The organism is Streptomyces bugieae, from assembly GCF_036352915.1.
Taxonomy (GTDB): domain Bacteria; phylum Actinomycetota; class Actinomycetes; order Streptomycetales; family Streptomycetaceae; genus Streptomyces; species Streptomyces endophytica.
Genome location: NZ_JAZBJP010000040.1, coordinates 1 through 23,297, shown reverse-complemented (window position 1 = coordinate 23,297; position 23,297 = coordinate 1). Strand labels below are relative to the sequence as shown.

The window sequence follows — 23,297 nt, the reverse complement described above, 5'->3', positions numbered from 1 at the left end:
CCCGGCCCCCGTGCCGCCCCATGGTTCCCTCCGCTTGCGGAATTCCGCCCGAAGTGCCAGAACCCATGGGTAATGAGCGGCCTCCGAGACGGGCATGGTTGGATGCGAAGGAAGCCCCTGTGAGGAGAGTCCCAGGGGATTCAGGGGGTCGGTGAAGGGCATCAGCCGCAGGGGAGCAGCAAACCGGGCTGAGCCCGACGGCAATCTGTGGCAGGTTGTCGAGTGGGCCCCCGGAAGGGCCCCGGGAGCCGCCCGGGAGACCACCTGGCGGCAACGAGAGCAACCAGCAGGCGGGAATCGTGAGGATCTTCGGCAAGGTACGGCACCGGCCCTCCGCCTCGTGGCGGCAGGCGACCGACCGCGCTTTCACGCTGATCGGTGACGGCCGTTACGAGGACGCGGGGGCGTTGCTGACCCGGGCCGCGGACATGGAGCCGTGGCTGTCGGAGTCCTGGTTCAACCTCGCGCTGCTGCACAAGTTCCGGCACGACTGGGAGCAGGCCCGGGCCGCCGGGCTGCGCGCGGTGGCGCTGCTCGACCGCGAGAGCGGGGCGCCCGACTGGTGGAACGTCGGCATCGCCGCCACCGCCCTCCAGGACTGGCCGCTGGCCCGCCGGGCCTGGCAGGCGTACGGCCTGAAGGTCCCCGGTGAGGGCTCGCCGTCCGGCGAACCGCTCGGCATGGCCCTGGGCAGCGCCGCGGTCCGGCTCTCCCCGGAGGGCGAGGCCGAGGTGGTCTGGGGCCGCCGGCTGGACCCGGCCCGCATCGAGGTGCTGTCGATCCCGCTGCCGTCCTCCGGGCGGCGCTGGGGCGAGGTCGTGCTGCACGACGGCGTCCCGCACGGCGAGCGGACGACGTCCGACGGGCAGGCGTACCCGGTCTTCGACGAGATCGAGCTGTGGGCGCCCTCCCCGGTCCCCACCTGGGTGGTGCTCCTGGAGGCCGCCACCGAGGCCGACCGGGACGCCCTGGAGCGGCTGGCGGCCGACGCCGGCTTCGCCGCCGAGGACTGGTCGTCCTCCGTCCGCCTGCTGTGCCGTACGTGCTCGGAGAGCCGGATGCCCAGCGACGAGGGCGACGGCGAGCACCTGGACCCGCACGACCACAGCGAACCGGGCCACCCCGGCCCGCTGGGCCACCGCACCGCGGGCTCGGGCTCGCTGTGGGTGCCGGAGCGCGAATGCGGTATCGCGGCGCCGTCCGCGCTGGTCCGCGGGCTGCTCGACGGCTGGGTCGCGGACAGCCCGGACACCCGCGAATGGCGTGATCTGGAAGAGGTCTGCTGAGCGCCGGGCCGTCCCCGTAGGCTGTACGACGTCCCATCAGGGTTTTGAGGAAGGCGTACGGCGGAGATGGCCCAGCAGGACAGTGATCAGCAGGACAGCGTCGAGTTCATCGTCGACACGGAGGACTGCGAGGAGCGCGAGACCGCCCACCGGGAGCGCGGCACCTCCCGCCCGATCACCGTGGTCGGCAACCCGGTGCTCCACAAGGAGTGCAAGGACGTCACGGAGTTCGACGACAGCCTGGCCCAGCTGATCGACGACATGTTCGCCAGCCAGCGCACCGCCGAGGGCGTGGGCCTGGCCGCCAACCAGATCGGTGTGGACCTGAAGGTCTTCGTCTACGACTGCCTGGACGACGAGGGCGTCCGGCACGTCGGCGCGGTCTGCAACCCCGTCCTGGACGACCTGCCCGCCGAGCGCCGGGTGCTGGACGACTCCAACGAGGGCTGCCTGTCCGTGCCCGGTGCGTACGCCGAGCTGGCCCGCCCCGACTACGCCGTGGTCCGCGGCCAGAACGCCAAGGGTGAGCCGATCGCCGTGCAGGGCACCGGCTACTTCGCGCGCTGCCTGCAGCACGAGACCGACCACCTCTACGGCTACCTCTACATCGACCGGCTCTCCAAGCGGGACCGCAAGGACGCGCTGCGGCAGATGGCCGAGCGCGAGCCGCGCTACCCCGTGGTCGCCAACGACTGAGCGGACGCGAGACGACCGGCGCGCGGGCGCCCGTCCCCGGTGGGGGCGGGCGCCCGCCCGCGTCCACGAGGCCGCCCGGCGGGCCGTCCGCGGCCGGTTACGAGGCGTTCTGGTAGGCGCTCCAGACCTTCGGCGGCAGGGACGTCCCCAGCCCGGTGCGGGGGCCGCCGACGCCCTGCAGGCCCAGCAGGTCGGGCGCGCCGGGCTGGTTGCGGAACATGGTGACGGCGGTGGTCGGCTCGTCACCGGTGCCCGGCGTGGTGCCGGGGCGGACCCCGCCCCAGTTCCCGCCGGTGCCGGGTCCGGTGCCGACCGGGGCGGGCGGCGGGCTGCCGATGAACCACGCCGACTTCATCCGGTCACCCGGCTCGGTACGGCCGGCCGCCACCGGCGGCCCGGCCGGCTTTGCGTCCGGCAGGCCCATCGTGCGCCAGCCCACGCCCTGCAGGGCGCCGGTCACCTGCTGGGCGACCCCGGCGTCGAGGACCTGCTGGGGCACCGTCCGTTCGAAGCCGGGGACCCTGCGGCCGTCGTGCGTCATGGCGGACACCGCGTAGGGATCGGCGTGCAGCCCGCCGTTGGCGAACGTGGTGTAGGCGCTCGCCATCCGTATCGCGCTGGGCGCCGAGGTGCCGAGCGGGAAGGTCTGCTCCAGGCGCGCCATGCTCTCCTTGCGCAGCCCGGCGGCCACCGCGAGGTCCCGGATGCGGGCCAGCCCGATCCGCTGCCCGGCCTGGACGAACGGCGGGTTCTCGGCCTTCATCAGGGCGCTGCCGAGGTCCGCAGCGGCCTGGCCCGGTCGATAGTCCACCGGGACGGCCCGGCCGGCCCCCTCGGGGCGGTCGGTGGGCTGCGGGGTGGCGTCGACCTGCTGCTGGAGGGCGGCGGCGAGCACGAACGGTTTGAAGGCCGAGCCGGCCGGGACCGCCGTGGTGTCCGCGTTGTTGCTGAAGTGCCGGGTGGCGTCGGCACCGCCGTAGAGGGCGACGATCGCGCCGTCGCGGGGGCGCACCGAGGCCGCCCCGAATTCCACGAAGGTGTCGGCGGTCCGCTCCTTCGGGTCGAGGTTCTCCCGGCGGACGGTGTTCACGGCCGCCTCCAGGCGGCGGGTGCGGTTCTTGTCGAAGGTGGTGTGGACGCGGTAGCCGCCGCGGGCCAGGTCCTTGTCGGTGAGCCCGGTGTCGGCCTTGATGAATTTGTTGGCGATATCGACGAGATAGCCGATCTGGCCGGCCTGGCTGGTGGGCTTGGACGGCGGCCGGGGCTCGGGGAACGTGCGGTATTTCGCCCGTTCCTCCTCGCTCATCTTTCCGGTGGCGACCTGCCGGTCGAGGATCCACCGCCAACGCGCCACCGCCCGCCGGTGATTGGCCTTGCTCAGACCCGGGTCGTACTGGTCGGCGCCCTTCAGCGTGGCCGCGAGCAGGGCGCCCTGGCTGGGGCTGAGGTTCTTGGCGTCGATGCCGTAATACGCGTGGGCGGCGGCCTGGATGCCGTACGAACCACGGCCGAACCAGCTGGTGTTGAGATATCCGCGGAGGATTTCGCGCTTGGACTTCTGGTTGCTCACCTTCAGCGCGATGATGAATTCCCTCAGCTTGCGGGTGACCGTCTGGTCCTGTGAGAGATAGGTGTTCTTCACGTACTGCTGGGTGATGGTGGAGCCGCCCTGGGTCTCCTCACCGGACACCATGTTCACCACGGCCCGGCCGATTCCCTGGAGGGAGATCCCGGGGTCGCTGTAGAACGTGGCGTTCTCCGCGGAGATCACCGCGTTCTCGACCGAGTCGGGGACCTTGTCGAGGGTGACGTTCTGCCGGTTGACGGCGCCCACGCTCACCATCTGGCTGCCGTCCGCCCAGTAGTAGACGGTGGCCTCCTTACCGGCGAGCTCGTTCTCGTCCGGTATGTCGATCTTCGCGTACACGAACGCGAACAGCCCCGCCAGGGAGAGGATGCCGAACGAGAGGGTGCCGAGCCACAGCCGCCATGACGGCAGCCATCGGCGCAGCCCCTCCCGTCCCCGGCGCGGATAGTCGATGAACCGGCGACGCCCCTTCGTGCCCTTCATACCCGGATAGATGTGGCGGCCCCGGCTCAGGTTGCCGAGGTAACAGAACGCTCACAATCGCAGGTGACCGGGGTGAACGGGCGCCGCCGGCACGGACGTCGGGCGCCGGCCTAGAAGTCGTCGTCGAAGGAGACCGAGCCCTCGACGGCGACCTGGTAGGCGGAGGCCCGGCGCTCGAAGAAGTTGGTCAGCTCCTGGACGTTCTGCAGCTCCATGAAGGAGAACGGGTTCTCCGAGCCGTACACGGGCGCGAAGCCGAGCCGCTGCAGACGCTGGTCCGCGACGCACTGCAGGTACGCGCGCATCGACTCGGTGTTCATCCCCGGCAGGCCGTCGCCGCACAGGTCACGGCCGAACTGCAGCTCGGCCTCGACGGCCTCCTTGAGCATCTCGGTGACCTGCAGCTCCAGCTTGTCGTCGAAGAGGTCGGGCTCCTCCTCGCGGACCGTGTCCACCACCGAGAACGCGAACTCCATGTGCATGGACTCGTCGCGGAAGACCCAGTTGGTGCCGGTGGCCAGGCCGTGCAGCAGCCCGCGCGAACGGAACCAGTAGACGTAGGCGAACGCGCCGTAGAAGAACAGGCCCTCGATGCAGGCCGCGAAGCAGATGAGGTTGAGGAGGAAGCGGCGGCGGTCGGCCTTGGACTCCAGCCGGTCGATGCTCTCGACCGAGTCCATCCACTTGAAGCAGAACTGGGCCTTCTCCCGGATGGACGGGATGTTCTCCACCGCGGCGAAGGCGGCGGCGCGGTCCTCCGGGTCGGGCAGATAGGTGTCCAGCAGCGTCAGATAGAACTGGACGTGCACCGCCTCCTCGAAGAGCTGACGGCTCAGATACAGCCGCGCCTCGGGGGAGTTGATGTGCTTGTACAGCGTCAGGACCAGGTTGTTGGCGACGATCGAGTCACCGGTCGCGAAGAACGCGACCAGCCGGCCGATCATGTGCTGCTCGCCCGGGGAGAGCTTGGCGAGGTCGGCCACGTCGGAGTGGAGGTCGACCTCCTCCACGGTCCAGGTGTTCTTGATCGCGTCGCGGTACCGGTCGTAGAACTCCGGGTACCGCATGGGACGCAGGGTGAGTTCGAAGCCCGGGTCGAGCAGGTTCTTGTTCATGTTGGCGTCGGTGGACATTACTGGCAGGCCTCGCAGGACTCGGGGTTCTCAAGGGAGCAGGCGACCGCCTCGGGGTCGGCGGCCTGCTGCGGTACGGGGACGGAGGCGCGCGCCGACTGCGCGATCCGGGTCGCCGGGCGCGACCGCAGGTAGTACGTGGTCTTGATGCCGCGCTTCCAGGCGTACGCGTACATCGAGCTGAGCTTGCCGATGGTCGGCGACGCCATGAAGAGGTTCAGCGACTGGCTCTGGTCGAGGTACGGCGTACGGGCCGCGGCCATGTCGATCAGGGCCCGCTGCGGGATCTCCCAGGCCGTGCGGTAGAGCGCGCGGATCCGCTCGGGGATCCACGCCACGTCCTGCACCGAGCCGTTCGCCTCGCGCAGCGCGTCCCGGGTCCGCGCGTCCCACAGGCCCAGGGCCTTGAGCTCCTCGATCAGGTACGCGTTGACCTGCAGGAACTCACCGCTCAGCGTCTCGCGCTTGAAGAGGTTGGACACCTGCGGCTCGATGCACTCGTACACCCCGGCGATGGAGGCGATGGTCGCGGTCGGCGCGATCGCGAGGAGGAGGGAGTTGCGCATCCCGGTCTTCGCGATCCGGGCGCGCAGCGCGGCCCAGCGGTCCGCCCAGCGCGGCTCGGCGTCCGGGTAGTGGTCGGGGTGCAGCACACCGCGGGCGGTACGGGTCGCGGACCAGGCCGGGTGCGGGCCGTGCCGTTCGGCGAGGTCGGCGGACGCCTCGTAGGCGGCGAGCATGATCCGCTCGGAGATCCGGGTGGACAGCTCCTTGGCCTCGGGGGAGTCGAAGGCCAGCCGCAGCCGGAAGAAGACGTCCTGCAGGCCCATCAGGCCCAGACCGACCGGGCGCCAGCGGGAGTTGGAGGCGCCGGCCTGCTCGGTCGGGTAGAAGTTGATGTCCACGACGCGGTCGAGGAAGGTGACGGCCGTACGGACCGTGGCGTCCAGCCGCTCCCAGTCCATCTCACCGTGGTCACCGAGGTGGGCGGCGAGGTTGACCGACCCGAGGTTGCAGACCGCGGTCTCGCCGTCGTCGGTCACCTCCAGGATCTCCGTGCACAGGTTGGAGGAGTGCACGACCTTGCCGGGCTCGGCGGTCTGGTTGGCGGTGCGGTTGGCGGCGTCCTTGAACGTCATCCAGCCGTTGCCGGTCTGCGCCAGGGTGCGCATCATGCGGGAGTACAGCACCCGGGCGGGGATCTGCTTGAGCGCCCGGCCCTCGGCCTCGGCCTTGCGGTACGCGGCGTCGAACTCCTCGCCCCACAGGTCCACCAGCTCGGGGACGTCGGAGGGCGAGAACAGCGACCAGTCGGTGTCCGCCTCCACGCGGCGCATGAACTCGTCCGGGATCCAGTGCGCGATGTTCAGGTTGTGCGTCCGGCGGGCCTCTTCGCCGGTGTTGTCGCGGAGCTCCAGGAACTCCTCGATGTCCGCGTGCCAGGTCTCCAGGTAGACGCAGGCCGCGCCCTTGCGCCGGCCGCCCTGGTTCACCGCCGCGACCGAGGCGTCGAGCGTGCGCAGGAACGGCACGATGCCGTTGGAGTGCCCGTTGGTGCCGCGGATCAGCGAACCGCGGGCCCGGATCCGGGAGTACGACAGCCCGATGCCGCCGGCGTGCTTGGAGAGCCGGGCGACCTGGTGGTAGCGGTCGTAGATCGAGTCCAGCTCGTCCAGCGGGGAGTCCAGCAGGTAGCAGGACGACATCTGGGGGTGGCGGGTGCCGGAGTTGAAGAGGGTGGGGGAGGAGGGGAGGTACGACAGCGAGCTGGTGAGGCGGTACAGCTCGGCGACCTCGTCCAGGGCCCGCTCGCTGTGGTCTTCGGCGAGGCCGCAGGCCACCCGCAGCAGGAAGTGCTGGGGCGTCTCGATCACCTGACGGGTGGTGGGGTGCCGCAGCAGGTAGCGGGAGTGCAGGGTGCGCAGGCCGAAGTAGCCGAACCGGTCGTCGGCGCCGTCCGCGAGCGCCCGCTCGACCAGCGCGTCCAGCCGCGCCGCGTGCGCCCGGACGAACTCCGCGGTCTCGTCGGCGATCAGGCCCTCGCGGTGCCCGACCTCGATGGAGCCGGAGAAGGCGACCGCCCCCTGTTCGGCCGCCTCCTCCGAGATCGCGAGGGTGAGCAGCCGCGCGGCGAGCTTGGAGTACTCCGGCTCGTCACCGATCAGGCCGGCCGCGGCCTCGGTGGCCAGCGCGCGCAACTCGGCCTCGTCGGAACCCGCGTGCCGGCCGCGCAGGGCGGCGGCGGCCACCTTGCCGGGGTCGGTCGCGGTCAGGTCCGCGGTCAGGTCGGTGAGGGTGCGCAGCAGGGCGACGCCCGGGCCGTCGGAGGCGGCCGGCGCGGCCACCGCGGGCGGCACGACCTCGGCGGCTGACGCGGGTTCCGTTGGCGCGATGGTCACGTGATGCTCTCCCTCACTCGGCGGGGGCCGGGAGGGGCGGGGCGCGACGGGCGCACGCGGGCATGCGGCACCCCGTCACCTCAGGGGTGCGCGGGCACACCGCGCGGCGTCCACCGGCCCATCCCTCGGGGCCCGGACGTATCGACGTCCGCACCGATGGCGGTGCGGGCGTGCCGTCGGCAGGTCCTCGGACTTCCGGGCGCACGGCGGCCCGTCAACAAGTGCGGGCGGGTGCGCGCGTACACCGTTGCGGGACAGTCCCGGATTCCCACCGGGTTCCCCTGCGGCGACAGCGAGGACGAGCATACATGTGGGGGTGCCCCCTCGGGTGCACCCCCACATCTAGTGTGTCGCGAGTGATCAACGAGTGATCGGACGGTGCCTGTCAGTGGCCTTGGCGATCGTCGGTCGCACGTTCCCTGCCCTGCCCGATGGCAGAAGGGGGAGGCTCCATGGCACCGACCGGGTGTACGAAAAGGGCCGCCGCCTCCCGGGGGAGGCGGCGGCCCGTGGCGTCGGACGCGGTGGCTCAGTGCCCCGCCGGAGCCCCCGCCGTGGCCGGCGGGAGGTCGGTCAGGACGCCCTCCTCGCCCGCGTCGGCGGTGTAGTCCGCCGGGCTCGTCTCGTCCGTGCCGTCGGGGGCCTTGAGGGCCCGCAGGGCGACGGTGAGGACGACCGCGACGACGATGTTCAGGACGATCGCGGTCAGGCCGATGTAGCCGATCTCACCGATGCCGGGGATCTCCGCGCTGGAGCCGCCGAAGTGCTTCTGGGTGGGGCTGGCCACGCCGTACGCCGCGAGCGTGCCGTAGAGCATGCCGACCGCCCAGCCGGTCAGCAGCGCCCAGCGGTGGAACCAGCGGGTGAACAGGCCGCCGACCAGGGACGGCATGGTCTGCAGGATCCAGATCCCGCCCAGCAGCTGGAAGTTGATCGCGACCGTCTTGTCCATGGTGAGGACGAAGACCAGGGCACCGACCTTGACCAGCAGGGAGACCAGCTTGGCGACCTTGTGCTCCTGCTCGGGCGTGGCGTCCTGCTTGAGGAAGTCCTTGTAGACGTTCCGGGTGAAGAGGTTGGCGGCCGCGATGGACATGATGGCCGCCGGGACGAGGGCGCCGATGCCGATCGCGGCGAACGCGACGCCGGTGAACCAACTGGGGAACATGTCCTCGAACAGCTGGGGGATGGCGAGTTGCGGGTTGCCCTGGATGTCCGTACCGGCCTTGATCGCCATGAAGCCGAGCAGCGCCAGCAGGCCCAGCATCAGCGAGTAGACCGGCAGGATCGTGGTGTTGCGGCGGATCACGTTGCGGCTGCGGGAGGACAGCGTCGCGGTGATCGAGTGCGGGTACATGAACAGCGCCAGGGCCGAACCGAGCGCCAAAGTGGCGTACGCCCACTGGGCGTTGGGGCCGCTGGTCAGTTCGCCGCGCGGTTTGCCGGGGACGGCGCCGGGCTGCGCGAGCGCCTTGCCCGCCGCGTGGAAGATGGCGTCGAAGCCGCCCAGTTTGATCGGGATGTAGATGATCGCCACGCCGATGACGAGGTAGATCAGGCCGTCCTTGACGAATGCGATCAGGGCGGGCGCGCGCAGGCCGGAGGAGTAGGTGTAGGCCGCCAGGACCGCGAAGGCGATCAGCAGCGGGAGGTCCTTGACGAACCAGTTGGTGTGCTCGCCGCCGCCGACGCCCATGACGTCCAGCACCGCCTGGATGCCCACCAGTTGGAGCGCGATGTACGGCATCGTGGCGAGGATGCCGGTGAGCGCCACCGCCAGCGACAGGCCCTTGGAGCCGAAGCGGCCGCGGACGAAGTCGGAGGTGGTGACGTAGCCGTGCTTGTGCGAGACCGACCAGAGGCGGGGCAGGAAGAGGAAGATGAACGGGTAGACCAGGATCGTGTACGGCACGGCGAAGAAGCCGGAGGCGCCCGCCGCGTAGACCGCCGCCGGGACGGCCACGAAGGTGTACGCGGTGTAGAGGTCACCGCCGAGCAGGAACCACGTGATCCAGGTGCCGAAGCTGCGGCCGCCCAGGCCCCATTCGTCCAGGTTGGCGGACTGCTCGGCCTTGCGCCAGCGGGCGGCCAGGAAGCCCATGACCGTCACGGCCAGGAAGAAGAAGACGAAGACGGCGAGGGCCACGCCGTTGACGCCGTGGGTCTGGGAGGCGGCCAGCCGGACGGTCGCCGGGGCCGCGGTCGCGAGGGCGCTCACCGGCCACCGTCCTTGGCGAGGCGCTGCTCACGCCGGACGAGCTTGTACGCGACGGTGGTCAGCACCGTCGAGATCAGCACCCACAGCATCTGGTACCAGTAGAAGAACGGGATCCCGATCAGCGTCGGCTCGATCCTGGCGTACGAACTCACCCACAGCATCGAGACGAACGGAGCCAGCAGGCACAGTCCGGCCACTATGCGCGTCGGGGTGACGACCTGTCTTCTGGTCGGTGATTCGGCTGGCTCTGGCATCAGCGTGGCTCCGTCCCTGACTGTCTCCTGTGCAATCGGCTGGAAATCTATGGCAGGGCCGTGGCGCGCGTCACTAGGTGTCCGCATATCGGTATGGAAACTCCGCGCGGAGGAACGGCGTCGGGCGGCGGGAGTTCACCGCCCGCCGGCGCCGTTCGGCCCGCGGGGAGTACCCGGTCCGTAAGGGGTGTTCAGCCCGTAAGGCGGGCTCGGTCCGGGGGGAGTTGCTCAGTCCGTGGGGCGCTGCAGCCTGGCGACGAACTTGTAGCGGTCCCCGCGGTAGACCGAGCGCACCCACTCCACCGGCTGCCCCTGGGCGTCGAGGGAGTGGCGGGAGAGCATCAGCATCGGCAGGCCGACGTCGGTGCCCAGCAGTCCGGCCTCGCGCGGGGTGGCGAGCGAGGTCTCGATGGTCTCCTCGGCCTCGGCCGGCCGGACGTCGTAGACCTCGGCCAGCGCGGTGTACAGCGAGGTGTACTTGACCAGGTTGCGGCGGAGCGCGGGGAAGCGCTTGGCCGACAGGTGGGTGGTCTCGATCGCCATCGGCTCGCCACTGGCCAGCCGCAGCCGTTCGATGCGCAGCACCCGCCCGCCGGGCGCGATGTCCAGCAGCCCGGCCAGCCGGTCGTCGGCCGTGACATAGCCGATGTCCAGCAGCTGGGAGGTCGGTTCCAGCCCCTGGGCGCGCATGTCCTCCGTGTAGGAGGTCAGTTGCAGGGCCTGGGAAACCTTGGGCTTGGCGACGAACGTGCCCTTGCCCTGGATGCGTTCCAGCCGGCCCTCGACGACCAGTTCCTGGAGCGCCTGGCGGACGGTGGTCCGCGAGGTGTCGAACTCCGCGGCGAGGGTGCGCTCGGGCGGGACCGGGGTGCCGGGCGGCAGGGTTTCGGTGATCTCCAGCAAGTGCCGCTTGAGGCGGTAGTACTTGGGCACCCGCGCGGTCCGCGTGCCGCCGCCGCTCTCGGCGCTGCCGCCCTCGGTCTCCATGACCCGCCTCTCCGACCCCTGTCCTGCTGCCGTCACCGGCTCCTCCGTACGTAGCGGCTCACATCGTGGCACGGAAGGGTTCCCCGCGCCCTCTCGCAGGTCCCGGCCCGCCAGATGTCGGTCCGGTAACGGACCTGACAGCGACTCTTATACACCCTTGACACCCCAAAAGGTCTAGGCCAAGCTGCGGGAACTGGTCTAAACCATTAAAGACCACACCCGGCCTTTAGGGGAGAGCGCAATGAAGCGTGGGCTCATAGCAGCGACGGCGGTCGCGGGAATGCTGGTGAGTGTCGCTGCCTGTGGGTCCAGCGACGGCGGGAAGACGGGGGCGGACGGCTTCAAGGGCCAGAAGCTGACCGTATGGGTGATGAGCGGGTCGAACCCGGAGCAGTGGACCAAACAGGTCTCCGAGGAATTCAAGAAGAAGACCGGCGCCACCGTCGAGTTCAAGGTCCAGCAGTGGAACGGCATTCAGCAGAAGCTGAGCACCGCCCTTTCCGAGGACACCCCGCCGGACGTCGTCGAGATCGGCAACACCCAGACCGCCGCCTACGCCAAGGCGGGCGCCCTGGCCGACCTCGGTGACCTCAAGAAGGAGATCGGCGCCGACTGGAACGACGCGTTCAACAAGGCGTCGATCGTGGACGGAAAGCAGTACGCACTGCCCTGGTACGCCGGGAACCGCGTGGTGATGTACAACAAGAAGATCTGGGCGAAGGCCGGTATCAAGGGCATTCCGAAGACCCGCTCCGAGCTCTTCAAGGACTTCGACACCATCAAGAAGAAGACCGACGCCGAACCGCTCTACCTGCCCGGCCAGAACTGGTACTTCTTCGACGGGCTGACCATCGGCACCGGCGCCGACCTGGTGAAGAAGCAGGGCGGCAAGTGGGTCTCCAACCTCGGCGACCCCAAGGTCTCCAAGGCCATGGACATCTACAAGCAGTACCAGTCCTTCAGCACCGCCCCGAAGAACAAGGACGAGGCCACCCCGCAGCAGGCCGAGGTCTTCGCCAAGGGCAGGACCGGTGCCGTCATCGCCATGGGCTACGAGGCCGCCACCGCGGTCAAGACCAACCCGGACATCAAGCAGGACATCGGATTCTTCACCATTCCCGGTGAGACCGCGGACAAGCCCGAGGGAGTGTTCCTCGGCGGCTCCAACTTCGCGGTGGCCGGAATGGGCAAGAACCAGGAACTCGCCAAGGAATTCCTGAAGGTCGCCCTCTCCAAGGAGAACGACGGGCAGATGGTCAAGGAGGTCGGCTGGACCCCGAAGTCGCCCGACCTGGCCGGCGCCGCCAAGGAGAATCCGGCCGCCGCGGCCGCCGCCCCCGCGGCACAGAAGTCCGGCGGCACCACTCCGCTCATTCCGCAGTGGGCCGCCGTGGAGAACGTCCCGAATCCCATCAAGAACTACATGACGGCCGTCCTGAACGGTAAGTCCCCGGCCGACGCCGCCAAGGACATCGAGTCCGAGATCAACACGCGGCTCGCCAAGCAGTAACCACACCGGCTGCGTACGGGGCCGGCCGTCCCCGGCCCCGTACGCGCGTCAGCCGGTGCACACCGGCCTTCACGGCAACACGGCGACAACAAGGGGGAGCAGGGGCCCATGGCAGCGCAGCTCGACGCCGCGGGGGAGAAGAACGCGCCGCGCACCGGCAAGGGGGCAGCCCCGCCCGACCACGGCACCGGCGGCAGACGGACCGCCCGCCGCACCCCTCGGCCTCCCACCCGCCGCACGCCTCGGTCTCCCGCCCGCCGCACGCCCCCGTCTCCCGCCCGCCGCACGCCCCCGTCTCCCGCCCGCCGCACCCCGTATCTCCTCCTGCTGCCCGCCCTGCTCGCGACCGCCCTCTTCCTCGGCTGGCCGCTGGTCCGCAACCTCCTGCTCTCCTTCCAGAACCTCAACATGAAGGAGCTGATCCAGCACCTCACCGACTGGCGCGGGATCGGCAACTACCAGGAGGTCCTGGGCAGCGAGCAGTTCTGGCGGGTCACCGGCCGGACCGTCGTCTTCACCGCGGTCAACGTCGTCCTGATCATGGTCCTGGGCGTACTGATCGGACTGCTGCTGGCCCGGCTCGGCAAGAAGATGCGGCTGACGCTGTCGCTCGCGCTGGTCCTGGCCTGGGCGATGCCGGTGGTCGCCGCCACCACCGTCTTCCAGTGGCTCTTCGACTCCCGCTACGGCGTCGTCAACTGGATGCTCGACAAGCTCGGCTGGCACGCCATGGCCCACTACGACTGGGTCGGCACCCAGCTGTCGACCTTCTTCGTGATCACCGTGCTGATCGTCTGGCAGTCCCTGCCGTTCGTGGCCCTCAACCTCTATGCCGCCACCACGACCATCCCCCGGGAGCTCTACGAAGCCGCCCGGATGGACGGGGCCGGCACCTGGAAGGTCTTCACCTCCGTCACCTTCCCCTTCCTCAAGCCGTTCTTCCTGGCCACCACGTTCCTGGAGATCATCTGGGTCTTCAAGGCGTTCCCGCAGATCTTCGCGATCAACCAGGGCGGCCCGGACCGGCTCACCGAAACCCTGCCGATCTACGCCTTCACCGAGGGCGTCGGCAACCTCCACTTCGGCATGGGCGCCGCGATCTCCCTGCTGACCATCGCCGTGCTGCTCGTACTGACCGCGTACTACCTGCGCCTGACGCTCAAGCAGGAACGGCAAGAGGAGAACGAGCTGTGAAGCGCACGGCCCTTTCGACAGCCGGCCGCATCTGGCCCAACGCCACGGCGGCCCTGCTCGCCCTCGGCTTCGTCTTCCCCGTCTACTGGATGTTCGGCACGGCCTTCAAACCGACCCGGGACATCATCACCGAGGACCCGGTGTGGTTCCCCTTCCACGGCACCGTCGAGCACTTCGCGGCGGCCGTGCACGCCCCCCATTTCTGGGCCCTGGCCGGCAACTCGGTCGTCGTGACCCTCCTGGCCGTCGGGCTGTCCCTGGTCATCGCGCTCTGCGGGGCGTTCGCCCTCACCCGGATGCGCTTCAAGGGCCGCCGGGGCATCCTGCTGACCTTCATGGTCGCCCAGATGGCGCCCTGGGAGGTCATGGTGATCTCCATCTACCTGATCGTCCGGGACGCCGACCTGCTCAACAGCCTGGTACCGCTCACCTGCTTCTACACGCTGATGGTGCTGCCCTTCACCCTGCTGACGCTGCGCGGCTACGTCGCCGCGGTGCCCAGGGAACTGGAGGAGTCCGCGATGGTCGACGGCTGCTCCCGGCGGCAGGCGTTCCGCAAGGTCGTCTTCCCGCTGCTGGCGCCCGGCCTGATGGCCACCTCCCTCTTCGGCTTCATCACCGCCTGGAACGAATTCCCGCTGGTGCTGGTCCTCAACAAGGAGCCGGCCGCGGGCACCCTGCCGCTGTGGCTCTCGCAGTTCCAGAGCCAGTTCGGCGACGACTGGGGCGCCACGATGGCCGCCGCCTCCCTCTTCGCCGTCCCGATCCTCGTCCTCTTCCTGTTCCTGCAACGCAAGGCGGTCGGCGGTCTCACCTCCGGCGCAGTGAAGGGATAACGCACGCCATGCCACCACTCGTCCGCCCGGTACGCCCCACCGACACCCTCACCCGCGACGCGCTCGCCGTCCTCCAGCCCGGCTTCACCGGCACCACCGCCCCCGACTGGCTGCTGCGCCGGCTCGACGAGGGCCTCGCCTCGGTCGGCCTGTTCGGCCGCAACGTCGAGGATCCCGACCAACTGGCCGCCCTGACCGGCCGGTTGCGCCGGGAACGCGAGGACGTCCTGGTCGCCGTCGACGAGGAGGGCGGCGACGTCACCCGCCTCGAAGTGCGCGGCGGCTCCTCCTTCCCCGGCAACCATGCGCTCGGCGCCGTCGACGACCCGGCACTGACCCGCGCGGTCGCCCGGGAACTCGGCCGCCGGCTGGCCGAGTGCGGCATCACCCTCAACTGGGCACCGTCCGCCGACGTCAACTCCAACCCGGACAACCCGGTCATCGGCGTCCGCTCCTTCGGCGCCGACCCGCAGCTGGTCGCCCGGCACACCGCCGCCTACGTCGAGGGCCTGCAGTCCGCCGGCGTGGCCGCCTGCACCAAGCACTTCCCCGGCCACGGCGACACCGCCGTCGACTCCCACCTGGACCTGCCGCGGATCGCCGCCGACCTGCCCACCCTCCGGGAACGCGAACTCGTCCCGTTCCACGCCGCGATCGCGGCCGGCACCCGCGCCGTGATGAGCGCGCACATCCTGCTGCCCGCCCTGGACGGCGAACGCCCCGCCACGCTCAGCCCGGCCGCCCTGCACGGCCTGCTGCGCGCCCCCGCCGCCGAGGGCGGTCTCGGCTTCGACGGCCTGATCGTCACCGACGGCATGGAGATGCAGGCCATCTCCGCCACCTACGGCATCGAACGCGGCAGCGTGCTCGCCCTCGCGGCCGGCGCGGACGCGATCTGCGTGGGCGGCGGACTGGCCGACGAGGACACCGTGCTGCGGCTGCGCGACGCCCTGGTGGCGGCCGTGCGCGACGGCGAACTGCCGGCGGAGCGGCTGGCCGACGCCGCGGCACGGGTGCGCGCCCTGGCGCGCTGGACCCGGGACGCGGGCGCGGGGGAGGGGGCCGCGCCCGCACCGGGCATCGGCCTCACCGCCGCCCGGCGCGCCCTGCGCCGCACCGCCGGTGGGCGGCCCTACGCACCGCTGACCGCCGCCGCGTACGTCGCGGCCTTCACCCCGCTCGCCAACATCGCGGTCGGCGACGAGACGCCGTGGGGTGTCGCCGCCGAACTGGCCCGCCTGCTGCCGGGCACCGGCACCGGCACCTACACCGCGGACGCCGCCGCGGCCGGCACCCCGGCCCTGGTCGAGGGCCTGCTCACCGCGGCCGCCGGCCGCCGGATCGTGGCCGTCGTCCGCGACGTCCACCGCCATCCCTGGATGGCCGACGCGCTGGCCGCCCTGCTGGCGGCCCGTCCCGACTCCGCCGTCGTCGAAATGGGCGTCCCCCAGGCGCCGCCCCGGGGCGCCCTCCACCTCGCCACCCACGGCGCCGCCCGGGTCTGCGGCCAGGCCGCGGCCGAGGTCCTCACCGGGCACCGCTGAGACCCGGACCGACTGGGATACGGACCGACTGGGATACGGACCGGCTGAGACCCGGACCCGCCGAGGGACGAAACCGGCCGGGGCGCTCCCGCAGGAACGCCCCGGCCGGGTCATCGGTGGGCGCGGGCCCGCCGGGCGGATCAGAGGCCCTGCCACTCCGGCTTCGCCGCGTACGTGGCGCGGAAGTAGTCGGCGAGCTTCAGCTTGCCGGCCGCGGCCTCGTCGACGACGACCGTGGCGTGCGGGTGCAACTGGAGCGCGGAGGCCGGGACCAGCGCGGCCACCGGGCCCTCCACCGCATGCGCCACCGCGTCCGCCTTGCCCTCACCGGTGGCCAGCAGCACCAGGTGCCGGGCCTCCAGGATCGTGCCGATGCCCTGGGTGATGACGTGGTGCGGGACCTCGTCGAGGCTGTCGAAGAACCGGGCGTTGTCCTCCCGGGTCTGCCGGGTCAGCGTCTTGATGCGGGTCCGCGACGCCAGCGAGGAGCAGGGCTCGTTGAAGCCGATGTGCCCGTCGGTGCCGATGCCCAGCAGCTGGAGGTCCACCCCGCCGGCCTCGCCCAGCGCCCGGTCGTACGCCGCACAGGCGGCCGGCACGTCCTCGGCCGTGCCGTCCGGCCCCAGGAACGCGCCCTCGTCCAGACCGAGCGGCTCGACCACCTCGCGCAGTACCACCGAGCGGTAGGACTCGGGGTGCCCGGCCGGCAGTCCGACGTACTCGTCGAGCTGGCAGATCCGGGTCCGCGAGGCGTCCACCTCGCCGGCCCGCACCTTCGCCGCCAGCGCCTGGTAGATGGGCAGCGGGGTCGAGCCGGTGGCCACCCCCAGCAGCGCATCGGGCTTGCGCCGCACCAGGGTGGCGATGGCCTCCGCGATCAGCGCGCCGCCTGCCGTGGCGTCCGGAACGATGACAACTTCCACGCTTGGCCTGCCGTTCTGGAGAAGGTCTGTGGAGAGGTGGTATAGACCAATCTATCAGAGGGTGGGCGCCCGGACCGGGTGGCGGCGCGAAACGGCGGACGGCGGCTTTCCGTCGGTGCGGTGACGAGCGGGTGAGGCGGCGTCAGAGCAGCCCGCCGCCCGTCGCGTCGATCCACTGCCCGGTCACCCACCGGCTGTCGTCCGAGGCCAGGAAGGCCACGATGTCGGCGATCTCCGCGCCGCCCGCGACCCGGCCCAGCGGCGACAGCCCGCGCAGCCGCTCCCGGGCCGCGGCGCTGCCCTCGCCCCGCAGCCAGCCGGCGTTCATGTCGGTGTCCACCGCCCCGGGCGCCACCGCGTTGACCGTGATGCCCCGTGGCCCCAGGTCCTTGGCGAGGGTCGAGGTGAAGACGTCGACCGCCCCCTTGGACATGGCGTACGCGATCAGCTCCGGCTTCGCGGCGCCGCGGGTCAGGCCGGTGGAGACATTGACGATCCGCCCGCCGTCGCGCAGCCGGGACAGCCCCCGCTGCACCAGGAAGAACGGCGCCTTGGCGTTGACCGCGAAGAGCCGGTCGAAGTCCTCCTCGGTGAGCGCGCCGATCCCCTTGAGCGTCCCGTCCACCGCCTTGTTGATCCCGGCGTTGTTGACCAGGACGTCCAGCCCGGCGGCCTGCTCGTCGAACGCGGCCCACAGCGCCTCGGCGTCGCCCGGCACGCCCAGTTCGGCCCGGACGGTGAAGGCCGTGCCGCCCGCCGCCTCGATCGCCGCGACCGTCTCCTTCGCCGCCGCCTCGTCGTGGCCGTAGTGGACGGCCACCCGGGCGCCGTCCCGCCCCAGGCGTTCCGAGATCGCCCGGCCGATCCCCCTGCCGCCGCCGGTGACCAGTGCCGTCCTGCCGCTGAGCGCACCCATGGAACGTGCCCCTCCCCATCCGTGTCCGGCGCCCCCGCCCGCGCGGGCGCACCGCTCCGTCTGCCGGGCGATGTTTTGTATCGCTCGGTCCAGAACGAAGGTAGCACGCAACCCGAGCCGTGCCGTACGGAAACGTGGATCTTCGAGCCGGGCCGCCACCGGCCCCGGAAACACCCGCGGGCCGCGGCGCCGGGACAGGACCCTCAACCTGTCATCGGCACCGCAGCCCGGAGCTGACATCGGCCGGCCCCGCCGTGCGGACGGTGGGCTCCCCCGTGTGCGGTGGGGTCGCCGTCCCGCCCTGGGACCGGTCGATCGGAGGCCTCCGCGCAGTCAGGGCAGAGAGCGCTTCTGGCCTCGTTCCGCCCTCCTGTGCGGGGAGAGCGGAGGTCTTTGCTGAATTCTGGACTAGACCATTCTCACTTGTCCATGCCCTTGCGGGGACAACACTCATACCGTACGCCGGTAGGCTCCAAGACGTGCCCTCCATGAACGATCTCGTACGACAGCACACCGCTCTGAGCGACTCCGACCTCGAGTGGCTCCACATGCTGGTCTCGGAGTGGCAGCTGCTCTCCGACCTGTCCTTCGCCGATCTCGTCCTCTGGGTCCCGACGCTCGACGGTACCCGTTACGTCTCGGTCGCCCAGATGCGTCCCAACACCGGCCCCACCTCCTACCAGGACGACATGGTCGGCCACCTGGTGCCCCGGGGACGCCGGCCGATGCTGGATTCCGCTTTGGACGAGGGCCGCATCGTACGCGAGGGCGACCCGGAGTGGCGAGAGGAAGTTCCGGTCCGGGTCGAGTCCATCCCGGTACGCCGCGAGGGCCGGGTGCTCGGCGTGATCGCCCGGAACACCAACCTGCTGACCGTACGCACCCCCAGCCGGCTGGAGCTCACCTACCTCCAGAGCGCCTCCGACCTCGCCCAGATGATCGCTGCCGGAACGTTTCCCTTCCCCGGCCAGCAGGTCGACATGGACGCCTCGCCGCGCGCCGGCGACGGGCTGATCCGGCTCGACGCGGACGGCGTCGTCCAGTACGCCAGCCCCAACGCGCTCTCCGCCTACCACCGGCTCGGTCTCGCCGCGGACCTCGTGGGCCACCACCTCGGCCAGGCCACCGCCGAACTGGCCCCGGCCCGCGGCCCGGTGGACGAGGCACTGGTCAAGCTCGCCAGCGGCTGGGCGCCCCGGGAATTCGAGGTCGAGGGCAATGACGGGGTGATTCAATTGCGCGCCATTCCGCTCAAACCGAAGGGCGCGCATATCGGTTCCCTGGTGCTGCTGCGGGACGTCACCGAACTGCGCCGCCGCGAACGGGAACTGATCACCAAGGACGCCACCATCCGGGAAATCCACCACCGGGTGAAGAACAATTTGCAGACAGTGGCCGCGCTGCTACGCCTGCAGTCCCGCCGGATGGATTCCGAGCAGGGCCGCGAGGCGCTCAACGAGGCCGTGCGCAGGGTCGGTTCGATCGCGATCGTGCACGAGACGCTGTCCCAGAACCTGGACGAACGGGTCCAGTTCGACGAGATCGCCGACCGGGTGCTGGCCATGGTCGCGGAGATCTCCCCGGGCAAGGTGACCACCCGCCGCACCGGGCGCTTCGGCATCCTCGACGCCGAGGTGGCCACCCCCCTGTCGATGGTCCTCACCGAAATCCTGCAGAACGCCCTGGAGCACGCCTTCGACCAGGCCGAGCACGGCATCGTCGAGGTGGGCGCGGTGCGCGGCGGCAGCCGTACCGACCCCCGGCTGATCGTCACCGTCCAGGACAACGGCCGCGGCCTGCCCGAGGACTTCGACCCGCAGCGTGCAGGGAACCTGGGGCTGCAGATCGTACGGACCCTGGTGGAGGGGGAGTTGGGCGGCACCTTCGACATGGTGCGGGCGCCCGAGCGCGGCACCCGGGTCCTCCTCGACATCCCGGTACGTCCGGAGAAGCAGCACTAGCCGGGACCGGGGGCCCGGGAGGGGGAGTCCCGCCGGCCGGGTCGAGGTGGCCGGCCCGGGTCGGCCACCGCTCCCCGGTAACAGCAAACAAGCCCCGCAAACAGCAACAAGGCCGGAAACAGCAACAAGCCCCGGACCAATCGGTCCGGGGCTCAAAGCTATTGCGATGCGATAACGACCGGGCTTCTCAGCGCCGTGTGTGCATCGGGGGTACTGCGCGCTGCGGCTCGGGGGCCACGGGGCGGCTGGCTCAGGCGCTGGCGTTGCGCGCCCGGTTGCGAGCTGCACGGCGCTTCATCGCGCGGCGCTCGTCCTCGCTCAGACCACCCCAGACGCCGGAGTCCTGGCCGGACTCAAGCGCCCACTGCAGGCACTGCTCCATGACGGGGCAGCGGCGGCAGACGGCCTTGGCTTCCTCGATCTGCAGCAGCGCAGGACCGGTGTTGCCGATAGGGAAGAAGAGCTCGGGGTCTTCCTCGCGGCAAACGGCGCGGTGACGCCAGTCCATGGCTGCTCCATCTCCTCGTGTGACGGGATCGTTGCTTGTGAATGTGAACGCTTTCACGAATCCCCCCGCAAGGGAAGGGCCGAACTCCAGTTGTGAACTGGTGCGGTCCTGGGAATGAGGAGGAGGATTCGGGCTCTCAAGGGGGCCGGTAAAGCGGCCGTCCCGATCGCCATGAAGAGACTCGCAAACCTCGGCTGCGGATACAACCCCTTCCGGAAACTTTTTTTTGATTCCTTGGTGTCGCCTCGGTCACAGCCGTCATTCCAGGGGGTGGGAACCAGCCTAAACGTTCGAGTGAAAGGACTTTGGGCCCTACTGCTCACACAATCACACGCAGTGCACGGCGAACGCCTGTGAACGTCACACTCGTGCGCAGGCCCAGGTGGTCGCCGTCCATCTGGAAGGGCAGCGGCACCTGCGAATGCAAGGTGAAGTTCGTGAGGTCGTGAAGTGAGAGCGCGTGCTTGCCATGGGGGCCCCGCTCGGGGGTTGACGTGAGCAGCTGCGTGGCATAACGGGCCACCGCCGAGGGCGACAGCTTGCTCAGTGCGAACAGATCGAGGGCCGTGTCGAACGAGGCGTCCGGGGACGGATAGATCGGGCGGTTGCCCAGGTAGGACCACGGAGCGGTGTTGCAGATTATGGCCAGCGCGAGGTTCTCGACGATCTCCGCCGTCCCCTCCGCGCCGTCCTCGCCGCCCGGGCGTTCGAGGGTGATGACCCCCTGCCGGCGGTTCGCCTCCCCCAGGAACTGCCGTACGACCTGTCGCATGTACAGGGCATGCGTCGAACGCTTGCCGCGTTCCCGCTGCTGCTCGACCCGGCCGACGACCCCGGCGTCGAAACCGAAGCCCGCGCAGAAGGTGAACCAGCGCTCCGGTACGCCCTCGTCCTCCGTGCCCGGGGTGCCCGCGGCGAGACCCAGGCCGATGGTGCGCTCACTGCCGTCGCGCAGCGCGTCCAGGAGGGCGCCGGTGGCCTCCACGACGTCGTTGGGCAGCCCGAGGGCGCGGGCGAAGACATTGGTGGAGCCGCCGGGGACCACGGCCAGCCGGGGGTGCGACTCGGGATCGGGGCCGTTCGCCAGCAGACCGTTGACGACCTCGTTGACCGTGCCGTCCCCGCCCAGCGCCACGACCAGCTCGGTCTCCCCGCCCTCGGTGGCCTGCCGGGCCAGATCCCGGGCGTGCCCGCGGTACCGGGTCTCGGCGACCTCCAGCTTCAGGTCGCTGGCGAGGGCGTGGGTGAGGACCTCGCGGGTGCGCGCACTGGTGGTGGTAGCAGCGGGATTGACCACGAGGAGAGCGCGCATGTGCAGCAGCGTACCTACCTGCCGGTACCGGGCTCACGCCCCGTCCGCGTCCAGGGCGTTCCGGGACGCGGGGGCCGTCGGCGCTACCCTGCTGGGGTGAGCAGTCAGCAGAAGCAGTCCGTGAAGCGCGCCGCCGGCGCCCCCGCCGCGCCCGCACCGGCCGGTCCGCGGCCCGCCCGGCTGAGCGCCGCCGCGGCCCTCACCGGGATCGAGGGCCTGGCCCTGGCCGCCCTCGGCGCGTACATGCTGATCATGGGGCTCACGGGCTCGCCGGACAGCCCGCAGCAGGCGGAGATGGGCGGGGTGACCGTGCTCGCGCTGGCCGTGCTGCCGCTGGTCGCCGCGCGCGGACTGTGGCTGCGCCGCCGCTGGAGCCGGGGCCCCTCGCTGATCACCCAGATCGTCGCCCTGCCGGTGGCCTGGACGCTGGTGCACGGCGGCGGTGCGCTGGTCGCGGGCGGCGTCGTGCTGGCGCTGGTCGCGCTGGTCGTCCTCGTGCTGCTGGTCAATCCGACGGCTACGGAGGCGTTGGGGATCGGTCCGCGGGAGTAGGGGCTTCCCACGTACTTGGCCGTCCCGCCGTGGGGGTTCTCGCGGTTGCGTGTTTTGCGGTGCCCCGTACGTACCCGTCTGCGGCGCCGCGGGGCTCGCTCGCGGTTGCGCGCTTTGCGGCGTCTCCCACGTACCTGTCTCTCCCGCCGCTGTTGTTCCCGCCGTTGCGCCTGCGGCGGGCTGGGTTGTTTTTGGGTGCGGTGACGGGCCTCCGGGGCCTTGTTCGTGGACTGCTTCGCTTTACGACCACGAACAAGGCCCCTCCGGCCCGTCCCCTCCCGGTTGGGGGATGGGAAGCGGTTGGTGGGGGCGGACGTAGCGCCACAGGGTGTGAAAAGGCCCCGTAGGGGAGAGGCGAACGGATTCCCTAGTACTGCAACCGCATGTGGTGTTTGTGGCCTCGGCGTTGGTAGTGGCTGTGGCGGGCTCGGGCTTGGCTGTGTCTGCGGAAGTGTGACCAGTGCAGGCGGTGTTCGTTGGTGTGGCAGTGGGGTGTGCGGGCGAGGTGCCCGATCAGGCGGCGGATTTCGGGGACGCTGAGGGGTACGAGGTCGTGTTCGTCGCATCCGCTGCCCCTTTTGCGGCTTGTGTTGCGCGGACGGCGGTCAGGTACGCCAGGGCTGCCATGGCGAGGGTGATGTGCCGGTACCAGGCCCGGTAGTGCCGCACCTGGTAATGATCCAGGCCGCACTCGCCCTTGGCACTCTGGAAGCACTCCTCCACCGCCCACCTGGCCCCGGCCACCTTGACCAGGTCTTTCAGACGCGAGGAGACCGGTCCGAAGCAGACGTAGTAGGCGATGTCGGCGGGGTTGCTGATGTTGCGGCGGGCCAGCACCCAGTGCCCGAACCCGTTCTTTGCGTGGGGCCTGAGGGCGGCGCGGGCCCAGTGATAGATCCGCTGGCCGTGGGCGCCGGCTCCCGCCGAGAGCGGTTTCCAGGCCTGCTTCGGGCGGGTGGCGATCAGCTCGTCGACCCGGTACTCCCAGCCGTCGAGA

General features: G+C 70.6%; 18 protein-coding genes, 1 pseudogene and 1 riboswitch. Of the genes and pseudogenes, 8 read left to right on the top strand and 11 right to left on the bottom strand.

The window, feature by feature from the left end:
- Positions 1-299 precede the first annotated feature (299 nt).
- Positions 300-1,286, top strand: coding sequence for a tetratricopeptide repeat protein (locus tag V2J85_RS35195; RefSeq protein WP_261955780.1), 987 nt, complete (start codon positions 300-302; stop codon positions 1,284-1,286).
- 66 nt (positions 1,287-1,352) lie between these two features.
- Complete coding sequence (def, locus tag V2J85_RS35190) at positions 1,353-1,982, top strand: peptide deformylase (RefSeq protein WP_261955779.1); 630 nt, start codon at positions 1,353-1,355, stop codon at positions 1,980-1,982.
- A 97-nt stretch (positions 1,983-2,079) separates the two neighbouring features.
- Here def and V2J85_RS35185 read toward each other — a convergent pair whose 3' ends face one another.
- The 6 genes from V2J85_RS35185 to V2J85_RS35160 all read right to left on the bottom strand — a co-directional run bounded on the left by V2J85_RS35185 (position 2,080) and on the right by V2J85_RS35160 (position 11,044).
- Positions 2,080-4,053 carry a transglycosylase domain-containing protein gene (locus tag V2J85_RS35185; protein ID WP_261955778.1) on the bottom strand — a complete coding sequence of 658 codons (1,974 nt, stop codon included), beginning with the start codon at positions 4,051-4,053 and terminating at the stop codon, positions 2,080-2,082.
- Between the two features lie 110 nt (positions 4,054-4,163).
- Positions 4,164-5,186 carry a ribonucleotide-diphosphate reductase subunit beta gene (locus tag V2J85_RS35180; protein WP_261955777.1) on the bottom strand — a complete coding sequence of 341 codons (1,023 nt, stop codon included), beginning with the start codon at positions 5,184-5,186 and terminating at the stop codon, positions 4,164-4,166.
- The gene (locus V2J85_RS35175; protein WP_330823813.1) at positions 5,186-7,585 is read right to left on the bottom strand and encodes a ribonucleoside-diphosphate reductase subunit alpha; all 2,400 of its coding nucleotides are present in this window, start codon (positions 7,583-7,585) and stop codon (positions 5,186-5,188) included. The genes V2J85_RS35180 and V2J85_RS35175 overlap by 1 nt, the downstream gene beginning before the upstream one ends.
- A gap of 182 nt (positions 7,586-7,767) precedes the next feature.
- Positions 7,768-7,866, bottom strand: a riboswitch (cobalamin riboswitch).
- Between the two features lie 248 nt (positions 7,867-8,114).
- Positions 8,115-9,686 (bottom strand): monocarboxylate uptake permease MctP, encoded by a 1,572-nt coding sequence (mctP, locus tag V2J85_RS35170; RefSeq protein ID WP_330823825.1) that lies wholly within the window; start codon positions 9,684-9,686, stop codon positions 8,115-8,117.
- A 113-nt stretch (positions 9,687-9,799) separates the two neighbouring features.
- Complete coding sequence (locus tag V2J85_RS35165) at positions 9,800-10,057, bottom strand: DUF3311 domain-containing protein (protein ID WP_261955775.1); 258 nt, start codon at positions 10,055-10,057, stop codon at positions 9,800-9,802.
- A 228-nt stretch (positions 10,058-10,285) separates the two neighbouring features.
- Entirely contained in the window at positions 10,286-11,044 is a 759-nt protein-coding gene (locus V2J85_RS35160) for a GntR family transcriptional regulator (protein WP_261957438.1), read from the bottom strand.
- 241 nt (positions 11,045-11,285) lie between these two features.
- Between V2J85_RS35160 and V2J85_RS35155 the strand changes: the two genes are divergently transcribed.
- From V2J85_RS35155 to V2J85_RS35140, 4 genes are all read left to right on the top strand, one after another.
- On the top strand, positions 11,286-12,554 hold the full coding sequence (locus tag V2J85_RS35155; protein ID WP_261955774.1) for an extracellular solute-binding protein: 1,269 nt from the start codon (positions 11,286-11,288) through the stop codon (positions 12,552-12,554).
- A 108-nt stretch (positions 12,555-12,662) separates the two neighbouring features.
- A complete protein-coding gene (locus tag V2J85_RS35150; RefSeq protein ID WP_330823812.1) occupies positions 12,663-13,748 on the top strand; it encodes a carbohydrate ABC transporter permease in 1,086 nt (361 codons plus the stop codon).
- A complete protein-coding gene (locus V2J85_RS35145) occupies positions 13,745-14,584 on the top strand; it encodes a carbohydrate ABC transporter permease (protein ID WP_330823811.1) in 840 nt (279 codons plus the stop codon). The genes V2J85_RS35150 and V2J85_RS35145 overlap by 4 nt, the downstream gene beginning before the upstream one ends.
- Positions 14,585-14,592: 8 nt before the next feature.
- A complete protein-coding gene (locus tag V2J85_RS35140; protein WP_261955771.1) occupies positions 14,593-16,128 on the top strand; it encodes a glycoside hydrolase family 3 protein in 1,536 nt (511 codons plus the stop codon).
- Between the two features lie 140 nt (positions 16,129-16,268).
- Here V2J85_RS35140 and nagB read toward each other — a convergent pair whose 3' ends face one another.
- Positions 16,269-17,051: a glucosamine-6-phosphate deaminase gene (gene nagB / locus V2J85_RS35135; protein WP_261955770.1), complete on the bottom strand. Its 783-nt coding sequence runs from the start codon at positions 17,049-17,051 to the stop codon at positions 16,269-16,271.
- A gap of 142 nt (positions 17,052-17,193) precedes the next feature.
- A complete protein-coding gene (locus V2J85_RS35130) occupies positions 17,194-17,967 on the bottom strand; it encodes an SDR family oxidoreductase (protein WP_261955769.1) in 774 nt (257 codons plus the stop codon).
- 488 nt (positions 17,968-18,455) lie between these two features.
- On the opposite strand from V2J85_RS35130, the gene V2J85_RS35125 reads away from it, so the two are divergent.
- Positions 18,456-19,928 (top strand): sensor histidine kinase, encoded by a 1,473-nt coding sequence (locus V2J85_RS35125; RefSeq protein WP_330823824.1) that lies wholly within the window; start codon positions 18,456-18,458, stop codon positions 19,926-19,928.
- Between the two features lie 250 nt (positions 19,929-20,178).
- Here the strand turns inward: V2J85_RS35125 and V2J85_RS35120 are convergent, their stop codons facing one another.
- A complete protein-coding gene (locus V2J85_RS35120) occupies positions 20,179-20,436 on the bottom strand; it encodes a WhiB family transcriptional regulator (protein ID WP_003983230.1) in 258 nt (85 codons plus the stop codon).
- Positions 20,437-20,755: 319 nt separating this feature from the next.
- A complete protein-coding gene (locus V2J85_RS35115; RefSeq protein WP_261955768.1) occupies positions 20,756-21,748 on the bottom strand; it encodes a diacylglycerol/lipid kinase family protein in 993 nt (330 codons plus the stop codon).
- A 96-nt stretch (positions 21,749-21,844) separates the two neighbouring features.
- Here V2J85_RS35115 and V2J85_RS35110 point away from each other — a divergent pair, with 96 nt between their 5' ends.
- Positions 21,845-22,300: a hypothetical protein gene (locus tag V2J85_RS35110; RefSeq protein ID WP_261955767.1), complete on the top strand. Its 456-nt coding sequence runs from the start codon at positions 21,845-21,847 to the stop codon at positions 22,298-22,300.
- Between the two features lie 513 nt (positions 22,301-22,813).
- On the opposite strand, the pseudogene V2J85_RS35105 reads toward V2J85_RS35110, so the two are convergent.
- Positions 22,814-23,297 (bottom strand): annotated as a pseudogene (locus tag V2J85_RS35105) (IS701 family transposase); the annotation flags it as partial.